This window comes from Selenomonas sp. oral taxon 478 (assembly GCF_001189555.1).
Lineage (GTDB): Bacteria > Bacillota > Negativicutes > Selenomonadales > Selenomonadaceae > Centipeda > Centipeda felix.
Window position 1 is genome coordinate 1,393,162 of sequence record NZ_CP012071.1, and the last position, 23,212, is coordinate 1,416,373.

Consider the following 23,212-nt stretch of genomic DNA (forward strand, 5'->3'; position numbering starts at 1 on the left):
GAGGGCACACCGCATGGAACTGACCCTCCTCGGCGGCGCATTCCTCGCGGGCGTGCTTTCCTTTCTCTCCCCCTGCGTCCTGCCCCTTCTGCCGACCTTTTCCCTGATTTTGGCGAAGAATAGCCGACAGGACGGGCGGGAGGCACAGCGTCTCTACGTCAATACAGCGGCATTTCTGGCAGGGTTTACCGTCGTCTTTGTCTTGCTTGGGGCGACGGCATCCCTGCTCGGCGCATGGCTTTTCTCCTATCAGGAGATCTTGCGGCAGGGCGCGGCACTGCTCGTCATACTCATGGGACTCTTCATGACGGGATGGATCCGCATCCCACTCCTTCTGCGCGAGTATCGCCCCTTTCAGCGGCGCGGCTTTGACGGCGTCGGCGGGGCATTCCTCCTCGGGTGTGGCTTTACACTCGGATGGACACCGTGCACGGGACCCGTCCTTGCGACGATTCTGCTCTATGCAGGCAGCGCGGCGACCGTCGGGGCGGGGGCTCTGTTGCTCCTCGTCTACAGCATGGGCTTTGCCGTGCCGTTTTTCCTCCTCGCTGTGATTTGGCGGCGCCATATCATGAAGCTGCGTGGCTTCTATCAGTATCTGCCGCGCATTCAGCAGGCAGCGGGTGTCGTGCTCATCCTCCTCGGTATTCTGCTCTGGGCGGATGGACTAAGCTATCTCGTTCGGATTTTGTCTTAGGGAATCGCTAATTTTATCCATGTTGTTTGAACCAACGGTCTTCCTTCAATATGAGGGGAGACCGTTTTCTCATTGAACTTTAAGACAGTGTGTGGTATGGTATAGTATAGACAGTGTATTCATGGAGGTAGATAGTATGAAAACATATGGAAGAAATACCGCAGGATTTTCCATGCGTGAGATTGTCTTTACGGGGCTGATGACAGCTCTTGTCTTTGTGGCGACCTATGTGCCGCATATACCGATTCCGCTCGGCTACGCGCATCTCGGCGATGCCGTGATCTTCCTGCTCGCCGTGCTTGCACCGCGCCGCAGCGTCCTTTTCGCCGCGTGCCTTGGCTCGGCGATGGCGGATATTTTCGGCGGCTTTGCACTGTGGGCAGGGCCGACCATCCTCATCAAGCTCATCATGGCGGAGATCGTCTGCCGCTTGGGACGAAGCAATGCTGTTCCGGCGGGACGCGCGCGGTGCGCGGCGGCCTTTCTCCTCGCAAGCCTTTGGATGGCGGCAGGATATACCCTAGCGGGAGCGGTGCTCTATGACGGTATGGCGGCGGCGCTCGCATCGACGCCCGGGCTTCTCGCCGAGGGCATTGCCAATAGTATACTCGCATTGCTCCTTGTGCCTGCCCTGCGGGAACATGTTCCGCGGTGGTAAACGCACGGAGGGAAGAACAATTGCTGTATCTATGCTGTTATGAGAGAGGATAATGTCTTGCTTGAAACACTTTCACTTCCGATGCCTCAGCTGCCGACGCCTGCCTGCGCTATTCAGCGGGACGATGGACAGGTCGTACTGACGGCAGGGTCGCGATCACAGCTTTTGAGCGGAACAATTGCATCGACGAATGATGACGCACATATACTGATTGGACGGTATGCTTCTCTTGGACGAAATATCACCTTTGATATGGAGGATAGAGCCAGCAGAGCATCTGCAGCGGCATATCCTTTTTCTTTTTGGTCACCGTCCCCGGCGGAAGATGTGCCCGAGCGCAGGCAGATCATCATTGGAAATAATGTGCGTATCGAATCAAATGTGATCTTCAGGGGCGGTATTACCGTAGGAAACGGAGCCATTGTTCGTGCAGGGGCCGTTTTGATGGAGGATGTGCCGCCCTATGCCGTTGTTGAAGGGAATCCGGCGCGTGTTGCAGGCTATCGCTTTGACGTGGATACGATCCGTCAGCTTCAGCGCATCAAATGGTGGAATTGGCCGGAGGAGGATATTCGGAAGAACATACATATTCTGGCAGACAATGTCGATGCATTTCTTATGAAATTCCAACCGCCCGTGCATGAAATATCCGATGAGACCGTGGAGATTCTCCGTGAATTCAAGGAGCAGGGCTATCGCGTTTATTATTTTGTACCGGACGTTGATTCCCCGGAGGGAATCTGGCGAAAAGTGATTCGCGCCTATCTATCAGCGTATACCGCGAATGATAAGACGGCACTCCTCCTTAGCCTTTCAGGGGAAAATGCGGAAGCAGTGACGGCCAAAATTCAGCCGTTGATGAACACAATGGGGGAAAATGCACCTCTCATTTTGACGCACACATGGAATGAGGAACATCTTGGTCGGATCTTTTCTTATGTCGATGATCTGATTACGACAAAGGATGGGATCTCATCCGTCTGTGTGGATTATGCTTCCCATGAGAACGTGCGCGTATCGTATGGATGCGACGATAAGGAACAGATCTTTCCCCGTGAAAAGGAGATTGACATTTCCGTCTGTGTTCTCAGCTATCAGCCGGATTACGAGAAGCTTTTCGCAACGCTCACGTCAATCGTTCAGCAAGTACACTGTTCCTTTGAGATCATCATCGGTGATGACGGAACGCCGAATTTTCCTCAGGAAGAGATTGAACTGTGGCTGCGGCAGCAAGGATGCCGTGACTTTACGATCCTGCACAGTACAGAGAATCACGGCACGGTAAGGAATATGATGCAGATGCTCTCTGCTGCACGTGGGAGATATATCAAGGCAATCTCACCGGGGGATTATCTGTATTGCAATGATGTCCTTGGGAAAATGCTCCGCTTTATGGAGCAGGAGCACTATGCTGTGGCATTCGGACGGGCGTGTTACTATCATCATGACGGGAGTTCCTATCAGCTGCTCGATACAATGAGTCCGCTGAACCTTGAAATTTATGAAGCAAAGGACTATGATGCTGTAAAAAAAGCCTGTGTGATTTACGGAGATTTCATTCTTGGTGCACTCCTGATGGGGGAGCGCAGGATGATTACCGCCTATACGAACGAGATTGTCGGACATATTATCTACGGGGAGGACACGATCTATCTCAGAATGCTCGCCGATGGTATTCCCATCGGCTTTTGGAATCACAATTTTATCTGGTACGAGGTGGGCACGGGGATCTCTACAAAGGGGGGAGATGCATGGCGAAAACGCCTCGGGAAGGACATGGATGTGTGCCTCTTTATCATTGAACAGCTGCACGCGGAGATACGCGAAGAAAAGGAGAAAATCCTAAGCGGAGCCAATGGCAAGACAATGCGCGATCTGCAAAAAAAATATCGCACCGATGCCTTTGAAGCGTATATCGCGGAACATGGATCCTATCTGCAGGATGTCGATGAAGGTGAATTAGAGCGTCTCGTTCATGCGCCTGTTGTGCGGGGATGATTCCTTTAGCAAAACGGCGGAGCATTCGAATATATACATGAAAGTAATCCACATGGGTCGAGGAGAGTACGATGCAGATCGTAAAATATATGTTTCAGCCACACGGAGATGAACGCGGCATGCTCGTTGCTCTGGAGGAGTTTACGGATATCCCGTTCCGCATCAAACGCGTCTACTATATGTATGATACGGTTGCAGGGGTCGTGCGCGGGCATCATGCGCATAAGAAACTGGAACAGATTTTGATCTGTATTCATGGCTCGTGCAGGATCCGCCTCGACAATGGACGAGAAAAAAAGGTCGTGCCGCTGGAAAAACCATACGAAGGACTTTATATCTCCCACGCCATGTGGCGCGAGATGTACGATTTTTCTCCGGATGCCGTACTCATGGTGCTCGCCTCGGAGGTCTATGATGAGTCGGACTATATACGGGATTATGATGAATTTTTGCGGATGGTGGAGGCGAAGGGATGAAGATTGATCTTGCGGTTCTGCATCGGCAGTATGATCTTCATGCGGCAGAATATGATGCGGCGGCTCTGCGTGCCCTTCGCTCTGGGTGGTACATCATGGGCCCGGAGCTCTCGGCATTCGAGACGGAGTTCGCCGCCTATACGGGGGCAGCGCATGCTGTCGGACTGAATTCAGGACTTGATGCGCTGACGCTCTCTGTGCGTGCCCTTGGGATCGGTGCGGCGGACGAGGTCATTGTCCCGGCAAACACCTATATCGCCACGGTGCTTGCCGTCACGGAGAATGGGGCGACACCTGTCTTTGTTGAGCCTGATGTGCACTACTGCATCGACCCCGACTGCATTGAGGCGGCAATTACTCCGCGCACGCGAGCGATTATGGTCGTGCATCTCTATGGACAGGCTGCTGCTATGCCGGCAGTGATGGAGATCGCAGAGCGGCATCATCTCTTTGTCATCGAGGACTGTGCCCAGTCGCATGGGGCACACTTTGGCGATACGATGACGGGGTGCTTCGGTCATGTCGGCTGTTTCAGCTTCTACCCGACGAAGAACCTCGGTGCATTCGGCGATGCGGGTGCTGTCGTGACAGACGATGCAGTGCTTGCCGAGAAAATCCGTATGCTGCGAAACTACGGCAGCAAGGAAAAATATCATAATGAGCTCTGCGGCGTCAACTCCCGTCTGGATGAGATACAGGCGGCACTCCTGCGCACGAAGCTGACGCATCTTTCCGCATTGACCGAGGAGCGCAGGGAAATTGCAGCCAAATATCATGTAGGGATCAAGAATGAGCACATTCATCTCCCAGAGGTACGTGAGGGCGCGGAGCATGTCTATCATCAGTTCGTCGTTCGCACGTCGTCACGTGACCATTTTAAGGAGTATCTCCACGCACATGGCATTGAGACGGTGATCCACTATCCCATTCCCCCGCATCTCGCGGAGTGCTATGCATATCTCGGGCACACACGCGGCAGTTTTCCGCGCACGGAGCAGTACGCCAACGAGGTGCTGAGCCTGCCGATCTTTAACGGCATGCGGACAGACGAGATCACCTATGTGATCGATATTGTGAATGGTTATCGCCCATCCGTGCCACAGTGTGTGATGCAGAAAGGACATAGATGATCATGCCCTCCTCAACACAGCTGTATGATGTTTCGGTCTGTGTCCTTACCTATCACCCGGATTATGATAGGCTCTTTATTACGCTCACATCCGTTATTCGCCAGAAGGGCTGTACCTGTGAGATCATCATTGCGGATGATGGTACGCCGGATTTCCGTCAGAAAGAGATCGAGGCGTGGATGGCGGAGCATGATGTCGAGGATTACTGCATCGTGCGCAGTGCAGCGAATACGGGCACCGTTCGGAATGCGCTGAACGCATATAAAGCTGCCGGTGGTCGGTATGTCAAGCTGATCTCGCCCGGCGATTATCTATACGCCGATACCGTATTGGCGGAGATGATGAATTTTATGCAGAGCGAGAAGTATAAAATTGCATTTGGTCGGGCGTGCTATTACGTGGTGACGAATGGTGTATACCAGCTGGTCAACCGCATGCAGCCATTTCAGCTGCGCCCTTATTTGGAAAAAGATATTTCTGCCGTCAAGGAGGCGTATCTGGTCTATCAGGACTATGGTGTCGGTGCTGCCTTTATGGGAGAACGAGATCTTCTCATCGCCTATACGGAGATGATATGCGGGCGTATTGTTTATACGGAGGACGCTGTCTATCCGATCATGATCGCCGATGACATTCCCCTCGGGTTCTGGAATCGGAATCTGATTTGGTATCATTATGGCAGCGGAATATCTGACAGCGTATCGGAGGTGTGGAAGAAGCGCCTGCTGCATGACAGTAAAGTGACGTTGGAGATTATCATCGAGCGGCACCGTGAGATTTTGGATATGGTTTTTGGCGCGCAAAAAGATGGGCATGATGCAGGCCAGTCGTATGAGCAGCGGCGTGAGGCCTACTATGCAGAGGCACAGCATCTTTTGGACAACGGCTCATATTGGAAGAATGTTGATCCTGCAGAATTGGTCAAATTGGTGCACGCGGATGTAGTGTTCGGCAGATTGACGAATGAGAAGTGAAATGCGAGCAATTCATCTGAACGGACATATGGTCTGTTTGAACGAAGTTACGGCGGAGTACTTTCCACATATCATTGCATGGCGCAATGATCCCGTGAACCATCGGTATCTCAATCACCCGTTTCGTCTCGACATGGACAAGCAGAGAGCGTGGTATGAATCCTATGTGAATGACGCCACGCAGGGGCTGCTCGTTGTTGTTGACAAAGAGCATGATACACCATTTGCGACCATGGGATGGACGGCCTATGATGCGGAGCGGCATCGCTGCATCACGGGACGTCTGCTCGTCGGTGACCGCCGCTATCGGGGAAGTGCGCATTTTGCCGAGGCGACACTTCTTTTTGCTGACTATGTATACGATACATTAGGTGTGGACGTATGTTATGCACACATTGTGCGCGAAAATGCCGCATCACTCCGTTATCATGAGAAATACGGATTCCACCAGAATGAGGGGGAAATGCAGTTTCCGGAGGAACGCATCGTAAACGGGATGGAGCAGGTCGAATATCTGCGGCGGCGAGAAGACTGGCGTGTGGTAAAGCCTATGGTACAAGATAGGCTTCGGCCTTAAGAGATCACGAAAAACATGGTTTTCATTGATTTTTATTGGAGATGATTCATTTGTTCAACAACAAAAGTATACTTGTTACAGGTGGAACAGGATCGTTTGGGAAGAAATTCATAGAAACCGTACTCAAGAAATACACGCCTAAAAAAATGATCGTTTTTTCCCGTGATGAACTCAAGCAATTCGAGATGCAGCAGGTATTTGATGATCCCTGTATGCGCTATTTTATCGGTGATGTGCGAGATGAAGCACGGCTGAAACAGGCGATGTACCAGGTTGATTACGTCGTACATGCGGCGGCGCTCAAGCAGGTTCCGGCAGCAGAATATAATCCGATGGAGTGCATTAAGACGAACATTCATGGAGCACAGAACGTCATCAATGCAGCGATTGCTGCGGGCGTAAGAAAGGTGATAGCCCTTTCTACGGATAAAGCGGCGAACCCCATCAATCTGTATGGTGCAACGAAATTGGCATCGGACAAGCTCTTTACAGCGGCAAATAGTCTTGTAGGGGATCGTGGAACGCGATTTGCTGTCGTGCGCTATGGGAATGTCGTTGGCTCGCGTGGTTCTGTTGTTCCTTTTTTTAAAAGTCTGGTTGAGGAAGGGGCAGAGTCTATACCTATTACAGATACGCGCATGACACGATTCTGGCTGCGGTTGGAGGATGGTGTTAGATTTGTATTGAAGAGTTTTGAGCGTATGCATGGCGGGGAAATCTTTATACCAAAGATCCCATCGATGCGGATTACAGATTTGGCGAAGGCCATTGCCCCCCATATTCCAATACGAGTAATTGGCATTCGCCCAGGAGAAAAGCTTCATGAAGTTATGTGTCCTGCAGATCTGTACTATGATACCATCGAATTTTCGGATCATTTTGTTATTCGGCCGTCCACGCCAAACTTTGGCGGCGACTATACAAAAAATATGCTTGGAGAAGAAGGACATCTCGTTTCAGATGGATTTTCCTATGATTCTGGAACAAATTCACACTTTTTGACGGTCGATGAACTTCGGGAGATGAACCCATGATATACTATGGACGGCAGGACATCAATGAGGCAGATATTCAGGCGGTCGAGTCGGTACTGCGCTCGGATTTTCTGACACAGGGGCCTGCGATTGAGCGGTTTGAACGCCGCGTGGCGGATTACTGCGGCGCGAAGTATGCCGTCGCTGTCTGCAATGCGACGGCCGCACTCCATATCGCGTGTCTTGCTGCAGGGCTGGGAAAGGGCGATGTCCTATGGACGAGCCCTATCACCTTTGTTGCCTCGGCGAACTGTGCACTATACTGCGGCGGGGATGTTGACTTTGTCGATATTGATGCGAAAACCTACAACATGAGTGCAGACCTCTTGGAGGAAAAACTCCGCATGGCGAAGACAGAGGGAAAGCTTCCCAAGATGGTCATTCCGGTTCATCTTGCTGGACAGTCCTGCGATATGCGCCGTATTCGTGCTCTCGCCGATGAATATGGCTTTGCTATCACGGAGGATGCCTCCCATGCAGTGGGGGCAGATTATCTTGATACGAAGGTCGGGAGCTGCGCTTTTTCTGATATGACGGTGTTCAGCTTTCATCCCGTTAAGATTGTTACGACGGGGGAAGGCGGCATGGTTCTGACGAATGATGCCGCTCTCTATGAAAAACTGCGCCTCTATCGCAGTCATGGGATTACGCGTGATCCGAAATATATGACACATGAAAGTGATGGGCCTTGGTACTATCAGCAGATTGCACTCGGATTTAACTATCGCATGACGGACATGCAGGCGGCGCTTGGATGCAGTCAGATGGATCGCCTGGACGAATTTGTCGCGCGGCGCAGAGCACTCGCCGCGCGGTATGATACTCTCCTGCAGGGGCTTCCTGTTGTAACGCCGTATGTGATGACAGAAGCACATCCTTCATGGCATATCTATATTATAAGGATAAATCATGAACAAATTGGGAAGACAAAACAACAGGTCTTCGAAGAGATGAAGAAGCGGGGGATCGCACTTAATCTCCATTATATTCCAGTACACCGTCAACCGTATTATGAAAAATTAGGATTTTATCGAGGCGATTTTCTACAAAGTGAGAAATACTATGAAGAAGCATTTACGCTCCCGCTCTTTTATGAACTGACAGATGAACAGCAGAACTATATTGTGGAATCTTTACGGAACGTTTTGCAGCAATGAGAATATGGGAGGATATCTGTGCGGAAACTGACGGATAAGTTCTGTCTCGGTACGGTGCAGTTCGGTATGCAATATGGCGTCAACAATGCGCTTGGACGGCAGCCGACGGATGCGGAGGCTTTTGCCGTTTTGGATACGGCTTTGTCTGCGGGGGTTCGGATGTTTGATACGGCAAGTGCTTATGGGACCTCCGAAGATGTCTTAGGGCGTTATGGCCTTGCCCGCAAGGGGGTACATCTTGCATCAAAATTGGCTCCTGGAACGGCAGACTGCACTGAAGCAGTGCTTGCAGGACTCCGTACATCTCTTCATCGTTTGGATGCAGAGCAGCTATTTTGCTATATGCTCCACCGTGCAGATGATTTAGATAAGAGCGGCATTATGGATGGAATGTGTGTCGCGAAAGATAGTGGTCTGACGAAAAAAATCGGGGTCAGCATCTATGAACCGCAAGATGCCATGCGGGCAGCACATGATGATCGCATTGACGTGATCCAAGTGCCATACAATGTGTTAGATCAGCGGCTGGATGGGTGCTCTTTTTTTACATTGGCAAAGGAGCATGGAAAAATTATCTTTGCCCGGAGTGTATTTTTACAGGGGCTTCTCCTTATGCAGCCGCAGGAGGCAGAGAGGCATGTTGGGGGCAGCGGAAGAGCAATTGCATGTTTTCATGAGCTGGCGCGGGATTGTGGGTGTTCACCAGCAGAGGCGGCATTACTTTATACACTTTCGCACCCTTATATTGACTATGTCGTTTTTGGGGTGGATACGCCCAACCAACTTCTAGAAAATGTTAGGATATCGCAAAAGGAGACAACAGCTGTACAGTGCTATAGGCATCTTCGGGGCGTGTCTTTCAATGTGCCGGCACGCGTGGTTCAACCGAACCTTTGGTAGAAGGGAATTTCTATGACACAAGATGAAATTTTTCAAAGTGGCGAAGGAGATCAATGGTACGAGAGAAATAAAGTGAAACTGGTTCCAAAGGATGATTTCGTTTGCCGTATGATCGAAAGTATAGGAGTTCAGCCGCGGCGTATTGTGGAGGTTGGATGCAGCAATGGATATCGGCTGGAGTACCTGCGGCAAAAGTTCCATGCTGTATGTTATGGCTATGATATTTCGAACGAAGCCATTGAGGCGGGATGTGATGCCTTTCCAGAGATTCATCTGAAGCAAAAGGCATTACATGAGATTCCGTATGATACATCGTTTGATCTTGTTATATGCAATTTTGTGCTGCATTGGGTAGATCGAAGCCTTCTGGTTCAATCCATGAGCAGGATTGATGCGCTTGTTCACAGGGGAGGTACACTTGTTATTGGCGATTTTGACCCCGACTATCAGCAAAAAAGGAAGTATCACCATTTGCCGGATGAGGAAGTCTATACATATAAACAGGATTATACGGCTTTTTTCAAAGCGACAGGCCTATATCGAGAGACTGCGGTATTTTCCTTTGACCATGACAAACAGACGTATGGGTACGCACCTTCCGAGGCTCGAGGGATGTGCGCTGCACTGCGCAAGATGGAAAACGAAGAGTATTATGTCTTAACGCAATGATTTCGTTGCCGTGATTCAGAGGAGACATACATTGGTCTTGGCAATTTTGCAGGCGCGGACATCGTCCAGCCGCCTGCCCGGAAAAGTCCTGCGGCCGCTCCTGGGACGAGCAATGATTCTGCGCGAACTGGACCGGCTGAAGGAGTGCCGCGAGATTACGCGGCTCGTGCTCGCCACAAGTACGGATCCGACGGATGATGAGCTCGCACAGACGGTTGAGGCGGCAGGCCATGATGTCTATCGCGGCAGTCTGGATGATGTCCTGGGGCGGTATTATCACTGTGCACAGAGGTATATGCCGACCCATGTCGTGCGCCTGACAGGGGACTGTCCCGTCATCGATCCGCATATTGTCGATCAGGTGACTGCACAACATATTGCGGAGCATAATGACTACACGAGCACGACGGAACGCTTTCCCGACGGCCTCGATACGGAGGTTATGACCTATGCGGCATTGGAGAAAGCCTATCAGAAGGCAGATCTTCCGTCTGAGCGTGAGCATGTAACGCTGTATATCCGCCGTCATCCGGAACTGTTTCGCGTCGGTACGGTGGACTGCGCTGAGGATTATGGAGCGATGCGCTGGACGGTGGATGAGCCGCAGGACTTCGCATTGATCGAGAAGATTTACGAGCGGCTTTATCCGCAGCATCCCGACTTTACTATGGAAGACATTCTCACACTGTTTCGTGAAGATGAAACACTCGCCCATATCAATCAGGGAATTATGCGCAACGAGGGGCTGAAAAAGTCCATCGCAGATGAGAGAGTGCTGTAATCAGGGCAGAAATACAGCGGCATCGGAATGGACAGAGGAGGAAAACCATCATGAAGATCAATGAGAGAAGCCTGAAGAAGTCAGAGGAACTGTGGAAAGAGGCGCAGGAGAATATCCTTTCGGGATGCCAGCTGTACAGCAAAGGGCCTGAGACGCACATCCAGGGGGTCTCGCCGATCTATATCGACCACGGAAAAGACGGGCACGTCTGGGATGTCGACGGCAATGAATACATTGACTACGATATGGGACTCGGCCCCATCCTGCTTGGCTATCAGTACAAGGCTGTGGATGATGCCGTGATTGCCCAGCTGCGCCGTGGAATGGGATACTCTCTCGTTGCACCGGAGGAAGTAGAGTATGCAAAGCTCTGTGTCAAGCATATTCCGAGTGCCGGAAAAGTGCGCTTCCTGAAGACAGGGTCGTCTGCAACGGAGGCGGCGGTGCGCATCGCCCGCAGCTATACGGGCAGAAAGCATATTATCCGCGGTGAGTATCATGGCTGGCATGAGTGGACAACTGCCGCTGAGAGTGTGCGCCAGGGCGGGATCCTGCCGGAGGCACGAAAATTTATTCATAAATTTGACTATAATGATCTGGCGAAGGTGGAGGAGTACTTTGCCGCGTATCCGGGCGAGGTGGCGGCGGTCATCACAGAGGCAGTCGAGATCGAGCCGCCAAAGGACGGCTTCCTCGAAAATTTGAAGGAACTGTGTCACCGAAATGGCGCACTGCTGATCTTTGATGAGGTCGTCAATGGATTCCGCTTCTCTATCGGGGGCGCACAGGCATATTTCGGCGTCACGCCCGACCTTTCGACCTTTGGCAAGGCAGCGGCGAACGGCATGCCGCTCTCAATCGTGGCGGGGCGCAAGGACATCATGGAAGAGGTGGATAGAAACGTATTCATCTCGACGACCTTTGGCGGAGAGTGCCTCTCGCTGGCGGCCGGCATTGCCGTCATGAAGGAACTCGAATCCGGTGAGGCAACGAAGGAAATCTGGGCGAAAGGAAAGTACCTCCAGGATAAATTCCGTGCGATGGCGAAGGATCTCGATGTGCCGATCGATCTCGCGGGCTATCCCTGCCGACTGAACCTTGAGTATACAGACTACGAGGGGAAGAAAGACTGGCTCTATAACTCCATCTTTATGCAGGAGAGCGTCAAGCGCGGTGTGCTGCTTGGCTGGCATATTTTCCCCTGCTATACCCACACGCAGGCGGATCTGGACTTTACGCTCAATGTGTTTGAGGATGCGATGAAGGTCTATCGCGAGGCGCTGAGGAGCGGACACCCCGAGACCTACATGGAAGGGAAACCGCTGAAGATCGTCCTGGGCTGATCTCTGATGCGGGACATGGGCAGATGCAAAAAATAGCGGTAATACGTGCAGACGCGTCAGAGCAAATCGGCAGCGGGCATCTGATGCGCTGTCTGACACTGGCGGGTCGGATGCGGCGCGAGGGGACAGAGGTACATTTTATCTGTCGTGATCTCATCGGCAATCTGAATCATCTGGTGCGTGAGCAAGGCTTTCCGCTGCACGTCCTTCCGCGCCATGCAGATGATCCGTCGCTTACTGGTTATGCGGCATGGCTTGCCGTTGCGCAGGAAACGGATGCGCGGGAGACGGGAGAGGTGCTTCGTACACTTGCACCGATCATGCGTCTCGTCGTTGACAGCTATGCACTCGATGAGGTGTGGGAGCGGATCGTGCGCCCGCTCGTCGGTGAGATCTTTGTGATCGACGACCTTGCCAATCGGAAGCATGACTGCGATATACTGCTCGATCAGAATTTCTATCGCGCAATGCAGCATCGTTATGACGGGCTTGTACCTCCCTCCTGCAAACTCCTCCTTGGCCCCTCTTATGCGCTTCTGCGTGAGGAGTTTTATGCGGCAAAGAAAAAATTGCGCCGGCGGGACGGCCATCTCCGCCGCATCCTTGTATTCTATGGCGGCAGTGATGTCACGCATGAGACTGAAAAGGCTGTTCGAGCGCTCCTGCACCTCTCCCTGCCCGCCGTTGAGGTTGATGTCATCATCGGCGGGAGCAATGCACATCGCACACAGATCGAGGAGCTGTGTGCATCGCATGACTTTCTGCACACCTACTGCGCCGTCAGCAACATGGCGGAGTTTATGGCGAACGCTGACCTCTGCCTCGGAGCCGGCGGAACAACCACGTGGGAGCGATGCTTTCTCGGTCTGCCGGCAATCGTCACCGCCATTGCCGAGAATCAGCTTGAGATATGCCGCGACTGTGCAGATGCAGGGCTGATTTACTATCTGGGGCGATGGGATGAAGTGACGGAGATGGCACTGTATCATGCACTCTATGTCATGACGAAGCCGGAAGCTCTCACCCAGATACAGAACACTTGCAGATTGGACGTGGAGCATCATGCCGAAGAAGGAACTAATATATTTGCGCCCTGCTGAATACGCCGATGCAATGCTCCTCTTTCAATGGCGTAACGACAGAGAGACTCGTGCGAACTCTCTTCATGGAGAAAAAATTGTCTATGAGGATCATGTCCGATGGCTGAAGAGCGTACTTGGCACGGAGAAGGCAAAACACTTTTACATTCTGATGGTCAATAATATGCCAACAGGGCAAATTCGTCTAAGTATTGACCAAGAGACAGCGCTGATCAGCTATAGTATAGATGTGAGATTTCGCGCGCGAGGATATGGGCGGCTGATACTCCAGATGATGGAGGACAAGCTGGGAGAAGAAAATGAGCATCTGGATCTTGTGGGTTATGTAAAAAAGGAAAATATCGCCTCGCGAAGAGCCTTTATAGCCTTGAAATATACGGAGTACAGCGAGAATGATCTTCTGCGATATGAAAAAAGAATAGGCATAGCGGGAAGACCGAGGGAGTAGAATATGATAGAGAAGATCCCCTTCATCATTGCGGAGATGTCAGGCAATCATAACCAGTCATTGGAGCGTGCACTTGCCATCGTTGATGCTGCAGCGGATGCAGGCGTCGATGCAGTGAAGATTCAGACCTACACAGCAGATACGATGACGATTGACATAGACACGGGGGAGTTCTTTATCTCTGATAAGGACAGCCTGTGGAAGGGCGAAACACTCTACCATCTCTATGAGAAGGCGCATACGCCATGGGAATGGCATAAGGCGATCTTTGAGCGATGCAAAGAACGTGGCATTATGGGCTTCAGTACGCCGTTTGATGATACGTCCGTGGATTTTTTGGAAGATCTTGGCGTTCCCTGTTACAAGATCGCTTCGTTTGAGAATGTGGATCTGCCGCTCATCCGCAAGGTCGCCCGCACGGGAAAGCCGATCATCGCATCGACAGGGATGACAACGGTCGCAGAGCTCTCGGATCTCGTTCAAACGGTACGGGAAAATGGCTGTACGGATCTGACCCTGCTCAAGTGCACAAGCAGCTATCCTGCCTCACCGGAGGGGACGAATCTGCGGACCATTCCGCATATGCGGGAGCTGTTCGGCTGTACCGTCGGGCTCTCCGATCATACGCTCGGCATCGGTGCGGCAGTGGCGAGTGTTGCACTTGGTGCAGCGGTGATTGAGAAGCACTTCACCCTCTCGCGTGCTGAGGGAGGTGTCGATGCGGCATTTTCTCTGGAGCCTGCGGAGATGGCACAGCTTGTGCGGGAGTGCCGTACAGCAGCACTCGCGTTGGGGACGGTGTCCTATGAAAGGGCAGAGCAGGAGCAGAAGTCACTCCAGTTCCGCCGCAGTCTGTATGTCGTCGAGGATATGAAGGCTGGCGATGTCTTTACGGAGAAAAACCTGCGCCGTATCCGTCCAGGGATGGGGCTTTCGCCCAAGTATTATGATATCATTTTGGGGAAGAAGGCAAACTGCAGCATTACCCGTGGAACTGCTGTGCAGTGGGATCTGATTGAGTAAAAGGAATTTTAGGGGCGTTATATCATGTATATCTTTGAGGACAGAGGGTCTGTAAAGCGATACTATAGTCAGGAAAGAATTGCCGCAATTACAGAAGCGCAGGGCAGTGACTATCGTCGATACCGTGAACTGTGGGATGCGCCGAACATCATGGACGATGTCCTGGAGAAACCGCTCGAAATTATGTTAGAGCTGACCTCATGGTGTAATTACAAGTGCAAAATGTGTGACAAGGCCTTTGTCCCTGAGAAGGACAAGGTGAATATTCCTGTCGAAAGTGTTCGCCGCCTTGTCACAAACATCAATGAAATGAAAGTCGCTTCCCTGTGGGTCGGGGCGTTTTCAGAGTGCCTGATACACCCTCAAATTGGAGATATTTTAGATGTCTTGAAAGAAGCAGACGTACTCGATTTTACAATTATCACAAATGGTTCTGCATTACATGAGAAAACAGCAAAGAAGATCATTGATGCGGGCGTGAAACGACTGAGCGTCTCATTGGATGCAGCGACAAAGGAGACCTATTACGATGTGCGAAAAGGAGATCTCGATCAGGTAGAGAATCATATTGACCGCTTCATTGCACTGCGCGGAGAAGCTATATTTCCTTCTCTTCGTGTTTCCATGGTTATGATGGAGGACAACGTTAATGAACGTGAAGCCTTTTTGGAAAAGTGGAAAGGAAAAGCGGACATTATTGATTTTCAGGTTTTGATGGATGCATCACATATTGAACATTTGGCTGATGTGACGGAATACACGCCAGAGTGTGTAGAGCCGTTTCGCAGATTGGCAATTCGATATGACGGTGTCGTGCTGCCCTGCTGTACCTCGTATGGAACTTATTTCCCCTTGGGGAATATTCGAGATACTTCGTTAAAAGAGATGTGGGAGGGGGAAAAGATTCGTAAATTACGAGAAGAGATCAAAACAAAGAATTTCAATAAGGTCTGCCGAAATTGCAAGAAGGTAACCCAATAGGAAAGGTGAGACAAGTATGAGTCTTGCGGAATTGATTGAGTCTGGGAAAACGGCTGATGCGCTTATCCTTACAGTTGGGCTGATAGAGAAATCAGAGCATGAGAATGTGGATGTCGATGCACTGCTTGCAGCCTATCGTCTGTGTCATACAAAAGATACGGATATCTATCTGTGTACGATGATACAGAGTGGTATTCTTCGGATCCTGCACAATGCAACACAGAAAAATGTGCGGTTGGAGGACTTACTGAAGATCGCTGATACTCTTTCAGGATACGGAACTTCTGATGCTGTCAGTATGTATTTTCTGGGCTATGTGGCCGATTTCCTGTATCAAGTGGCAGAGTCTCTGCACAGCAAGGGAGATGCTCCCACGGCGTATCGTTTTTTGAGTGCACTCGCGTCACTTAAAGTTCCCGTCCGTGTGGAATATATACTGCTTGAAAATGCACTGAAGGGAAGCTTGCAGCTGCCCGCGGACTACAGCGTGTTCAGTGATGACCGGAAAAAAGAACATTCTGCTGTTGGAGCTCCTGAAAATGTACAGGCACCTGTTGGAGTGAATCATCGGCGCCTGCGTGTGGATATTTTACTCGAGTTTCCTACTGTTTGGTGCAAGGTCAAAAGTCTGTACGAGGCGTTGTCGAAGGATGAATTGTTTGACTGCCGACTCGTTGCGATTGATATGCAGGAGCGATCGTGGGACAGTGCGAAGGAATACCCCGCTTTTCTTCAGTTTTTGAATGATCGTAATCTTCCGTTTGTACCAGAGGCTGCTTATCGTTTTGCGGAGCGCAGACCAGACGTGCTCATTTATACGAATCCCTATGATTGGCATCACCCAAAGTTTTCTGTTGAAAATGTTAGGAGATACGGAATCCGGATCGTCTATCTCCCATACTCCATTCCATTTTTTGTTGATGAGAAGAACAAGGTGTATCTCTATGATTTGCCGATACATCGGCATGCATGGCGTGTTTATGTGCGCTCATCGCGTGAGATCCGCAAGTACGGAATGTACTGCCAGTCAGGGAATGCTCATGTATCGCTTGCCGGTGCGCCCTTGGCGGACTATATATCCGAGCAAAAGGAGCGGCTCAAGCCGGATGCACGCTTTAAAAAGACATTTCTGTGGGGGATCGACTACGGCTTCTGGGATCAAGCTACGGCAACCTTTAGGGAATATGGGGAAAGAATCCTGCAGTATTTCGCGGAGCATCCACAGCTTGGGCTCATCGTACGACCGCATCCTCTCTTTTATGGTGCAGTGACGAAAATGGGATTTATGAGCGAGGAAGAGGTTCAGGCCTTTTATCGTCATTGCGAAGATATCCCTAATGTATCATTAGACCTATGTGGAGATCTGACAGGCTCATTTTGCAAATCAGATGCGCTGATTTCAGATATTTCATCCATCTTGGTGGAATATCTGCTGATGGGGCGTCCTGTTCTGTATCTAGGGACAAAAGGTGCACCAGACTATCGGGAATATCCGGAGGACGATGCCGATGTGCTGGCACACTACTATTCGGGCGATACCTTTGAGCACATTGTCCGCTTTATTGAGATGGTCACTGCGGGGGAAGATCCTATGTGCAAAGAGCGTGTGTCAGTGCTCGACAAATACTTTTATCATACGCAAGTCAATGCCGGCGAAACCATCAAGGAAATGCTGAAGGACGCATTGCAAAACCAGTAAAGGAGTCGCTGATAAAATGAGATATGCCAGATTGGCGTAGATTTTTCCGATTGAGGCAGCCAACCGGACACATAGTGAGGGTTATGTGGAGAATTTGCTGACGATAAGCGGGCGAAAAGGATGTACTAAGATGGCGGTGCCGAATTTATCAGTGTTTCGCTAATGCGCAAGAAAGAGGAATGGATTCGATGAATGAGTCACAGGAGCAGTTGATCCGGCGGACGATTCGCCTGCATTTTGGGCAGAGTGCCGCAAAAGGGATTCTTCTGCCGCTGAAGGAAGGCATGACAAATGATTCGTTCCTCTTTACCGCGGATGGGAAAAAGTATATTTTTCGCTGCAATGGAGAGGGGACGGAGCGCCTGATCGACCGCGAAAACGAGAAGGCAGTCTATGAGCTCCTGTCTGACACGGGCATCACGGAGCACATCGTGGCACTAAGTACGCAGCCGGGGTATAAGATTTCGCGTTACTATGAGCACTCCCATGTCTGTGACCCACACAATGCGGAGGAGGTTGCCTCCTGCATGGCTGCGCTGCGTTCCTTTCATGAGCGCAGGCTGCGCGGCGTGAAAGTATTTGACCCATTTGCCGAGCTGCTCTTTTATGAGTCGCTGATGCCGGCGGAGGCTCGCAGAGGCAGTACCTACATAGCCGTGCGGGAACAGGTATTTTCGCTTCGCTCCTTTGTCGCTCCGTTTTTGGCGGAGGCGGCGACACTCTGCCATATTGATGCCGTCTCGGATAATTTCCTCTTTGTGGAGGGGCGTGAGCGCCCCTATCTGATTGATTGGGAGTATGCAGGTCTGTCAGATCCGCTGATTGACATCGCCATGTTTGCCATCTATGCCGACTATTGTGAGGAGGAGACAGAGCAGCTCATCGCGGCATACTTCCCTGAGGGCTTTGATGCTCTGCTGCGTGCACGCGTCCATACCTATATGGCGGTGGGTGGACTCCTCTGGTACGATTGGAGTGTCTATAAAAGCTCGCTCGGCGTGACGTTCGGTTCGTACGAAGAGAATCAGTTCCGCTTCGCGAAGGAATACGCCGTCAAAGCGCGGAAAGAGTGGGAGATGCTGTGATGGTACGCTATCCGATGTGGGTGATGCTCGGCATCGTGAGCGGGCTCCTCTGGGGCTGCAACAACTATCTCTACGGTGTCGGTGCATCGGCGGCAGGGGCAGGGCTTGTTGTCGGCATTGGTTTTCCGCTCGCCTGTACGGCAGTCAACGATATGAGTGCCGCGATCTTTTTGCTCGCGGTGAATGGTCTGCGCGGGACATTTCGTGCAATACGTACGGTCATTAGCCGATCCGGCCTCTTTCTCTGTGCCGCCGCCCTGCTTGGCGGGCCGATTGGACAACTCTCCTACTGCCTTGGCATCCTGTGGGCGGGACCGACCTATGCGCTGGCACTCTCGGCCCTCTATCCTGTTGTCGGCTGTCTTTTGGCGCGCCTGCTCCTGCATCAGCAGGTCACCCTGCGCATGGGTATCGGTATCGTTCTTGCTGTTGCCGGCGGAGTGATCACGGGGGCTGTGCCACCGGATCGTGCGCCGCTGCTCCTTCTCCCGGGGATGGCGTGTGCGATCCTTGCCGCTCTTTGCTGGGGCGGTGAGATTGTGCTGGCTGTACGTGGTATGGCAGACATCGAGCCGGATCTTGCCATTACGCTGCGTGAGTGCATCTCGGGAACGGTTTTGTTGGGGATCACACTGGCCTTTTTCTCGGATGATGCTCTTCTGAATGCACTCTCCGCAGCTCCTCTGTCCTTTATGACCCTAGCCGCCGCGGGCGCTGTTGCGGGCGCGTCCTATTTTCTCTGGTATGCGGTCAATCGTGCCATCGGCTGTGCGCGCGGTATGGCGACGAATGCGACCTATATTATATGGGGCGTATTGCTGCAGTGGGGCATTGCCGGGGCGGAGATCTCGGGACAGATGGTGCTGGGCTGCGGCCTCGTCTTTCTCGGAGTCCTTCTTGTATCGCTGTATCCGCATTCTGAATGAGCCACTGATTGAGGCATGGGAGACGATATGACCAAAGATGCATTTGATGCGGCAATCGCATCGCTTGATGCGGATGATGCCGTGCGGCGGGCACAGGCAGCGGAACGCCTTGCCCCCTATCGCGTGACAAATGCGGTGCTGATGGCGGCGGGTTATGGCAGTCGTCTTGCGCCCATCACAGACCATACGCCGAAGGGGCTTCTGCGCGTCCGCGGTGAGGTGCTGGTCGAGCGTCAGATCGCACAACTTCGTGCGGCGGGAATTGCGGATATATACCTCGTCGTCGGATATCTGAAGGAACAATTTTCCTATCTGGCATCGGATCCGCACATTCATCTGGTCGACAATGAGGACTATCATTGCTGCAACAATACGTCGTCCCTTTTTCGCGTGCTCGACGTGCTCGATAATACCTATATATGCTCGGCAGATAACTACTTTACGGAGAATGTTTTTACACCGTATGTCTACCGCTCCTACTATGCATCGGTGTATGGCGATGCACCCAGCGAGGAGTACTATCTCACCGTGGACGGCGATGGACGCATCACCGATGTGCAGATCGGCGGAGCACATGGATGGTATATGCTCGGGCAGGCATACTTCTCACGGGCGTTCAGCACGCATTTCGCTGCGCTCCTGCGCAAGGCGTATGAGCAGGATGCATCCGTGCGCGGCCTGCTCTGGGAGCAGTTCTATATGCGCCATATTGAGGAACTCACGCTCGAACGGCGGGAGTACGCAGACGGCATCATTTATGAATTTGATACACTGGCGGATATACAGGCGTTTGATGAGAGCTTCGCAGTGCAGGATTATATAAACTGAGAATTACTATTGATTATTCTCTAGTAACATATGTTACGTCGATGGAGTATTCCCTTTGCTATAATCGGACACAAGAAATGTGGATTTTCGCAAAGGAGAGTTATCTATGGATGCTAAGATGTTTTGCTTTCAGTGTCAGGAGACGGCAGGCGGAAAGGGCTGCACGGTGCAGGGCGTCTGCGGCAAGAAACCGGATGTCGCGGAGATGCAGGATCTCCTCGTCTATGTGACGAAGGGACTTGGTGCGGTGACGACGGCGCTGCGTGCGGCGGGCAAGCAGGTCTCGGTGGAGACGAATCATCGCATTACGATGAATCTGTTCGTGACGATTACGAATGCCAATTTTGACCGTGAGGCGATCATGGATGTGATCGAGGAGAGCCTCGCACTGAAGGCTCAGCTCCTGCACGAGCTCGGCGATGCGTCAGAGCTCCCCGCGGCGGCGCAGTGGACGGGCGCGCGTGCGGAATTTGCGGCGAAGGCCAAGACGGTCGGCGTGCTCGCAACGGAGAATGAGGATGTGCGCAGTCTGCGTGAGCTGACGATGTACGGTCTGAAGGGGCTTTCGGCGTACATGGAGCACGCGAATGCGCTCGGGTATGAGGACGAGGCGGTGGATGCGTTCCTGCAGAGCGCCCTGGCAAAACTCCTCGATGACTCGCTGGGCGGCGATGCGCTGACGGCGCTCGTCCTTGAGACGGGCAAGTGGGGCGTTGCGGGCATGGCACTCCTCGACAAGGCGAATACGGAGAGCTACGGCAACCCCGAGATTTCGAAGGTGAAGCTCGGCGTCGGCACCCGTCCCGGCATTCTCATTTCGGGTCATGATCTCAAGGATCTCGAGCGTCTCCTCGAGCAGACGAAGGGCACGGGTGTTGATGTCTACACGCACGGCGAGATGATCCCTGCGCACTACTATCCGAAGTTCAAGAAGTACGACAATCTCGTCGGAAACTACGGCAATGCGTGGTGGCAGCAGAAGGAGGAGTTCGAGAAGTTCAACGGACCGATCCTCATGACGACGAACTGTGTTGTGCCGCCGAAGGACAGCTACAAGGATCGCCTCTTTACAACGGCGGCGGTCGGTGTGGAGGGCTGCACGCATATTCCCCTCGTGAATGGCGAGAAGGATTTCACGCCCGTGATCGAGTGTGCAAAGAAGTGCGCACCTCCGACGGAGCTCGAGACAGGCGAGATCGTCGGCGGGTTTGCCCACGAGCAGGTCTTTGCTGTGGCAGATAAGGTTGTTGAGGCCGTCAAGGGCGGCGCGATCAAGAAGTTCGTCGTGATGGCGGGCTGCGACGGCCGTATGAAGTCGCGTGAGTACTATGCGGACTTCGCTGAGGCACTGCCGAAGGATACGGTGATCCTGACGGCGGGCTGCGCAAAGTACAAGTACATCAAGAAGAATCTCGGCGACATCGGCGGCATTCCGCGCGTGCTCGATGCAGGACAGTGCAACGACTCCTACTCGCTTGCCCTCATCGCACTGAAGCTGAAGGAAGTGTTTGGTCTCGACGATGTGAACAAGTTGCCCGTGGTATACAATATCGCGTGGTATGAGCAGAAGGCAGTCATCGTACTGCTTGCTCTGCTTCACCTCGGCGTGAAGAACATCCACCTCGGTCCGACGCTGCCCGCGTTCCTCTCGCCGAATGTGGCAAAGGTACTCGTGGAGACGTTCGGCATCGGCGGCATCACGAACGTGGCGGACGACATGAGAGCGTTCGGCATCGAGGGTACGGCGGTATAAGCCAGCCATCATTGATTTTTGAAAAAAGCGTCTGTCGTGCATGGCAGACGCTTTTATTATTGTTATGTTTATGATATGATACGTATGATAGAGAGATTAGAAAATGTAAGGGGGAGGTTATGCAGAGGTTCAGGAGGTTTTTTCGTATTGCACAGATATTATGGGAGAATCTGCGTGCATTTCGTCCGCCAACGGCCTTTTTGGTGATCGGTCTTTTTTGCTGTGGATTTATCCAAGATTTTGGCTCTGCCTATGTCGCTGTCTTGATGGCGCTCCTCACGCTCTTGGTCTATTTCCTCGGGCGTAGGCTTGGCGACTTGGGCCAGTTGATGATCGGCATCGCTTTTTCGCTCTGTGTGGTCGGAGCCATGACGGCATCGATCTTTATCGGGTATTTTTTCTATTCCGATTTCTCGCCGAATGGGCGGGAGAACTATGCGGAGATACGGCGCGATTTTTTCCCGCATGAGATTCCGTCGACAGCGTATGATGTCACGGTGTGGAGCCGCGTCAGCTTTGGGCGGGGATGGGATGAGTCATATCTTTCCTTTGGTGATACGAAGGAAAATATCCGCAAATATGAGCTGCAGGGGCGTGAGCACTCGGAACTCCGTACGCGCCATCCCTATATCAACGATACGATCCGTGTGCCGCGCATCGTGGTGGATGAGAGCAAGGTGCTTCCGCGCTTTGCCGCACTTCCCCTTTGGCAGCGCATCTTCTTTGACTATACGCCGCACCCGGCAAAGTGGGAGGAGCTGACGGGGAAGTATGCCTTCTACGTGTGGAACGGCAGCGATGATTTTGACCGCCCGCGCGCGGACATCATCGGCATCTCCGAGGATGGTACACATGTGATTTTTTACGCGGTGGGGAGATAGGGAGCTTGTTTATCAGTAATTGCATAAAAAGACAGCGGACGGAAGTGCATTTCCGTCCGCTGTCTTTCTAGGGAATCGCTGATAAAACAGTCCC

23 protein-coding genes are annotated in these 23,212 nt (G+C 52.1%); all 23 read left to right on the forward strand.

What is annotated here, in order from left to right; all coding sequences use genetic code 11:
• Positions 1 to 13 precede the first annotated feature (13 nt).
• The 23 genes from ADJ74_RS06570 to ADJ74_RS06680 all read left to right on the forward strand — a co-directional run bounded on the left by ADJ74_RS06570 (position 14) and on the right by ADJ74_RS06680 (position 23,118).
• Positions 14 to 697 carry a cytochrome c biogenesis CcdA family protein gene (locus tag ADJ74_RS06570; RefSeq protein ID WP_009443024.1) on the forward strand — a complete coding sequence of 228 codons (684 nt, stop codon included), beginning with the start codon at positions 14 to 16 and terminating at the stop codon, positions 695 to 697.
• Between the two features lie 121 nt (positions 698 to 818).
• Positions 819 to 1,355: an ECF transporter S component gene (locus tag ADJ74_RS06575; RefSeq protein WP_157040597.1), complete on the forward strand. Its 537-nt coding sequence runs from the start codon at positions 819 to 821 to the stop codon at positions 1,353 to 1,355.
• A gap of 57 nt (positions 1,356 to 1,412) precedes the next feature.
• Complete coding sequence (locus ADJ74_RS11680) at positions 1,413 to 3,353, forward strand: glycosyltransferase (protein ID WP_172664519.1); 1,941 nt, start codon at positions 1,413 to 1,415, stop codon at positions 3,351 to 3,353.
• Between the two features lie 71 nt (positions 3,354 to 3,424).
• Positions 3,425 to 3,829: an FdtA/QdtA family cupin domain-containing protein gene (locus ADJ74_RS06585; RefSeq protein WP_050342867.1), complete on the forward strand. Its 405-nt coding sequence runs from the start codon at positions 3,425 to 3,427 to the stop codon at positions 3,827 to 3,829.
• Positions 3,826 to 4,959 (forward strand): DegT/DnrJ/EryC1/StrS aminotransferase family protein, encoded by a 1,134-nt coding sequence (locus ADJ74_RS06590; protein ID WP_050342868.1) that lies wholly within the window; start codon positions 3,826 to 3,828, stop codon positions 4,957 to 4,959. Before ADJ74_RS06585 ends, ADJ74_RS06590 begins: the two co-directional genes overlap by 4 nt.
• 2 nt (positions 4,960 to 4,961) lie before the next feature.
• The gene (locus tag ADJ74_RS06595; protein WP_253271679.1) at positions 4,962 to 5,933 is read left to right on the forward strand and encodes a glycosyltransferase; all 972 of its coding nucleotides are present in this window, start codon (positions 4,962 to 4,964) and stop codon (positions 5,931 to 5,933) included.
• Between the two features lies 1 nt (position 5,934).
• Positions 5,935 to 6,510, forward strand: coding sequence for a GNAT family N-acetyltransferase (locus ADJ74_RS06600; RefSeq protein ID WP_050342871.1), 576 nt, complete (start codon positions 5,935 to 5,937; stop codon positions 6,508 to 6,510).
• Between the two features lie 50 nt (positions 6,511 to 6,560).
• Positions 6,561 to 7,544 carry a UDP-N-acetylglucosamine 4,6-dehydratase (inverting) gene (pseB, locus tag ADJ74_RS06605; protein ID WP_040572377.1) on the forward strand — a complete coding sequence of 328 codons (984 nt, stop codon included), beginning with the start codon at positions 6,561 to 6,563 and terminating at the stop codon, positions 7,542 to 7,544.
• Entirely contained in the window at positions 7,541 to 8,701 is a 1,161-nt protein-coding gene (pseC, locus tag ADJ74_RS06610; RefSeq protein ID WP_050342874.1) for a UDP-4-amino-4,6-dideoxy-N-acetyl-beta-L-altrosamine transaminase, read from the forward strand. Before pseB ends, pseC begins: the two co-directional genes overlap by 4 nt.
• Positions 8,702 to 8,719: 18 nt before the next feature.
• The gene (locus ADJ74_RS06615) at positions 8,720 to 9,601 is read left to right on the forward strand and encodes an aldo/keto reductase (protein WP_050342877.1); all 882 of its coding nucleotides are present in this window, start codon (positions 8,720 to 8,722) and stop codon (positions 9,599 to 9,601) included.
• Between the two features lie 12 nt (positions 9,602 to 9,613).
• Positions 9,614 to 10,270, forward strand: coding sequence for a trans-aconitate 2-methyltransferase (locus ADJ74_RS06620; RefSeq protein ID WP_050342879.1), 657 nt, complete (start codon positions 9,614 to 9,616; stop codon positions 10,268 to 10,270).
• Positions 10,271 to 10,307: 37 nt separating this feature from the next.
• Positions 10,308 to 11,051 (forward strand): glycosyltransferase family protein, encoded by a 744-nt coding sequence (locus ADJ74_RS06625; RefSeq protein WP_253271680.1) that lies wholly within the window; start codon positions 10,308 to 10,310, stop codon positions 11,049 to 11,051.
• 50 nt (positions 11,052 to 11,101) lie between these two features.
• Positions 11,102 to 12,394: an aspartate aminotransferase family protein gene (locus ADJ74_RS06630; RefSeq protein WP_084708966.1), complete on the forward strand. Its 1,293-nt coding sequence runs from the start codon at positions 11,102 to 11,104 to the stop codon at positions 12,392 to 12,394.
• A gap of 23 nt (positions 12,395 to 12,417) precedes the next feature.
• On the forward strand, positions 12,418 to 13,494 hold the full coding sequence (gene pseG, locus ADJ74_RS06635; protein WP_050342885.1) for a UDP-2,4-diacetamido-2,4,6-trideoxy-beta-L-altropyranose hydrolase: 1,077 nt from the start codon (positions 12,418 to 12,420) through the stop codon (positions 13,492 to 13,494).
• Complete coding sequence (locus ADJ74_RS06640) at positions 13,457 to 13,942, forward strand: GNAT family N-acetyltransferase (protein ID WP_050342887.1); 486 nt, start codon at positions 13,457 to 13,459, stop codon at positions 13,940 to 13,942. The genes pseG and ADJ74_RS06640 overlap by 38 nt, the downstream gene beginning before the upstream one ends.
• 3 nt (positions 13,943 to 13,945) lie before the next feature.
• Positions 13,946 to 14,965 carry a pseudaminic acid synthase gene (gene pseI, locus ADJ74_RS06645; protein ID WP_006690000.1) on the forward strand — a complete coding sequence of 340 codons (1,020 nt, stop codon included), beginning with the start codon at positions 13,946 to 13,948 and terminating at the stop codon, positions 14,963 to 14,965.
• A 24-nt stretch (positions 14,966 to 14,989) separates the two neighbouring features.
• Entirely contained in the window at positions 14,990 to 15,946 is a 957-nt protein-coding gene (locus ADJ74_RS06650; RefSeq protein ID WP_050342889.1) for a radical SAM/SPASM domain-containing protein, read from the forward strand.
• Positions 15,947 to 15,962: 16 nt separating this feature from the next.
• Positions 15,963 to 17,645 carry a CDP-glycerol glycerophosphotransferase family protein gene (locus tag ADJ74_RS06655; RefSeq protein ID WP_006689998.1) on the forward strand — a complete coding sequence of 561 codons (1,683 nt, stop codon included), beginning with the start codon at positions 15,963 to 15,965 and terminating at the stop codon, positions 17,643 to 17,645.
• A 179-nt stretch (positions 17,646 to 17,824) separates the two neighbouring features.
• On the forward strand, positions 17,825 to 18,730 hold the full coding sequence (locus tag ADJ74_RS06660; RefSeq protein WP_050342891.1) for a choline/ethanolamine kinase family protein: 906 nt from the start codon (positions 17,825 to 17,827) through the stop codon (positions 18,728 to 18,730).
• Positions 18,730 to 19,656, forward strand: a complete 927-nt coding sequence (locus tag ADJ74_RS06665; protein WP_050342893.1) for a DMT family transporter — start codon at positions 18,730 to 18,732, stop codon at positions 19,654 to 19,656. The genes ADJ74_RS06660 and ADJ74_RS06665 overlap by 1 nt, the downstream gene beginning before the upstream one ends.
• 15 nt (positions 19,657 to 19,671) lie before the next feature.
• On the forward strand, positions 19,672 to 20,484 hold the full coding sequence (locus tag ADJ74_RS06670) for an NTP transferase domain-containing protein (protein ID WP_084708967.1): 813 nt from the start codon (positions 19,672 to 19,674) through the stop codon (positions 20,482 to 20,484).
• A gap of 106 nt (positions 20,485 to 20,590) precedes the next feature.
• Complete coding sequence (gene hcp / locus ADJ74_RS06675) at positions 20,591 to 22,237, forward strand: hydroxylamine reductase (RefSeq protein WP_050342897.1); 1,647 nt, start codon at positions 20,591 to 20,593, stop codon at positions 22,235 to 22,237.
• A gap of 119 nt (positions 22,238 to 22,356) precedes the next feature.
• Entirely contained in the window at positions 22,357 to 23,118 is a 762-nt protein-coding gene (locus ADJ74_RS06680; protein ID WP_050342899.1) for a hypothetical protein, read from the forward strand.
• The last annotated feature ends 94 nt before the right edge of the window (positions 23,119 to 23,212 follow it).

What these genes read in the sequence shown, in the direction of transcription:
- ADJ74_RS06630 (WP_084708966.1), top strand. Translation starts at nt 11,102, where the DNA reads ATGAAGATCAATGAGAGAAGCCTGAAGAAGTCAGAGGAACTGTGGAAA.
- ADJ74_RS06650 (WP_050342889.1), top strand. Translation starts at nt 14,990, where the DNA reads ATGTATATCTTTGAGGACAGAGGGTCTGTAAAGCGATACTATAGTCAG.
- ADJ74_RS06575 (WP_157040597.1), top strand. Translation starts at nt 819, where the DNA reads ATGGAGGTAGATAGTATGAAAACATATGGAAGAAATACCGCAGGATTT.
- ADJ74_RS06665 (WP_050342893.1), top strand. Translation starts at nt 18,730, where the DNA reads ATGGTACGCTATCCGATGTGGGTGATGCTCGGCATCGTGAGCGGGCTC.
- ADJ74_RS06620 (WP_050342879.1), top strand. Translation starts at nt 9,614, where the DNA reads ATGACACAAGATGAAATTTTTCAAAGTGGCGAAGGAGATCAATGGTAC.
- ADJ74_RS06655 (WP_006689998.1), top strand. Translation starts at nt 15,963, where the DNA reads ATGAGTCTTGCGGAATTGATTGAGTCTGGGAAAACGGCTGATGCGCTT.
- ADJ74_RS06590 (WP_050342868.1), top strand. Translation starts at nt 3,826, where the DNA reads ATGAAGATTGATCTTGCGGTTCTGCATCGGCAGTATGATCTTCATGCG.
- pseG (WP_050342885.1), top strand. Translation starts at nt 12,418, where the DNA reads ATGCAAAAAATAGCGGTAATACGTGCAGACGCGTCAGAGCAAATCGGC.
- ADJ74_RS06640 (WP_050342887.1), top strand. Translation starts at nt 13,457, where the DNA reads ATGCCGAAGAAGGAACTAATATATTTGCGCCCTGCTGAATACGCCGAT.
- pseI (WP_006690000.1), top strand. Translation starts at nt 13,946, where the DNA reads ATGATAGAGAAGATCCCCTTCATCATTGCGGAGATGTCAGGCAATCAT.
- ADJ74_RS06680 (WP_050342899.1), top strand. Translation starts at nt 22,357, where the DNA reads ATGCAGAGGTTCAGGAGGTTTTTTCGTATTGCACAGATATTATGGGAG.
- ADJ74_RS06670 (WP_084708967.1), top strand. Translation starts at nt 19,672, where the DNA reads ATGGGAGACGATATGACCAAAGATGCATTTGATGCGGCAATCGCATCG.
- pseC (WP_050342874.1), top strand. Translation starts at nt 7,541, where the DNA reads ATGATATACTATGGACGGCAGGACATCAATGAGGCAGATATTCAGGCG.
- ADJ74_RS06660 (WP_050342891.1), top strand. Translation starts at nt 17,825, where the DNA reads ATGGATTCGATGAATGAGTCACAGGAGCAGTTGATCCGGCGGACGATT.
- ADJ74_RS06585 (WP_050342867.1), top strand. Translation starts at nt 3,425, where the DNA reads ATGCAGATCGTAAAATATATGTTTCAGCCACACGGAGATGAACGCGGC.
- hcp (WP_050342897.1), top strand. Translation starts at nt 20,591, where the DNA reads ATGGATGCTAAGATGTTTTGCTTTCAGTGTCAGGAGACGGCAGGCGGA.
- ADJ74_RS06595 (WP_253271679.1), top strand. Translation starts at nt 4,962, where the DNA reads ATGCCCTCCTCAACACAGCTGTATGATGTTTCGGTCTGTGTCCTTACC.
- ADJ74_RS06570 (WP_009443024.1), top strand. Translation starts at nt 14, where the DNA reads ATGGAACTGACCCTCCTCGGCGGCGCATTCCTCGCGGGCGTGCTTTCC.
- ADJ74_RS06600 (WP_050342871.1), top strand. Translation starts at nt 5,935, where the DNA reads ATGCGAGCAATTCATCTGAACGGACATATGGTCTGTTTGAACGAAGTT.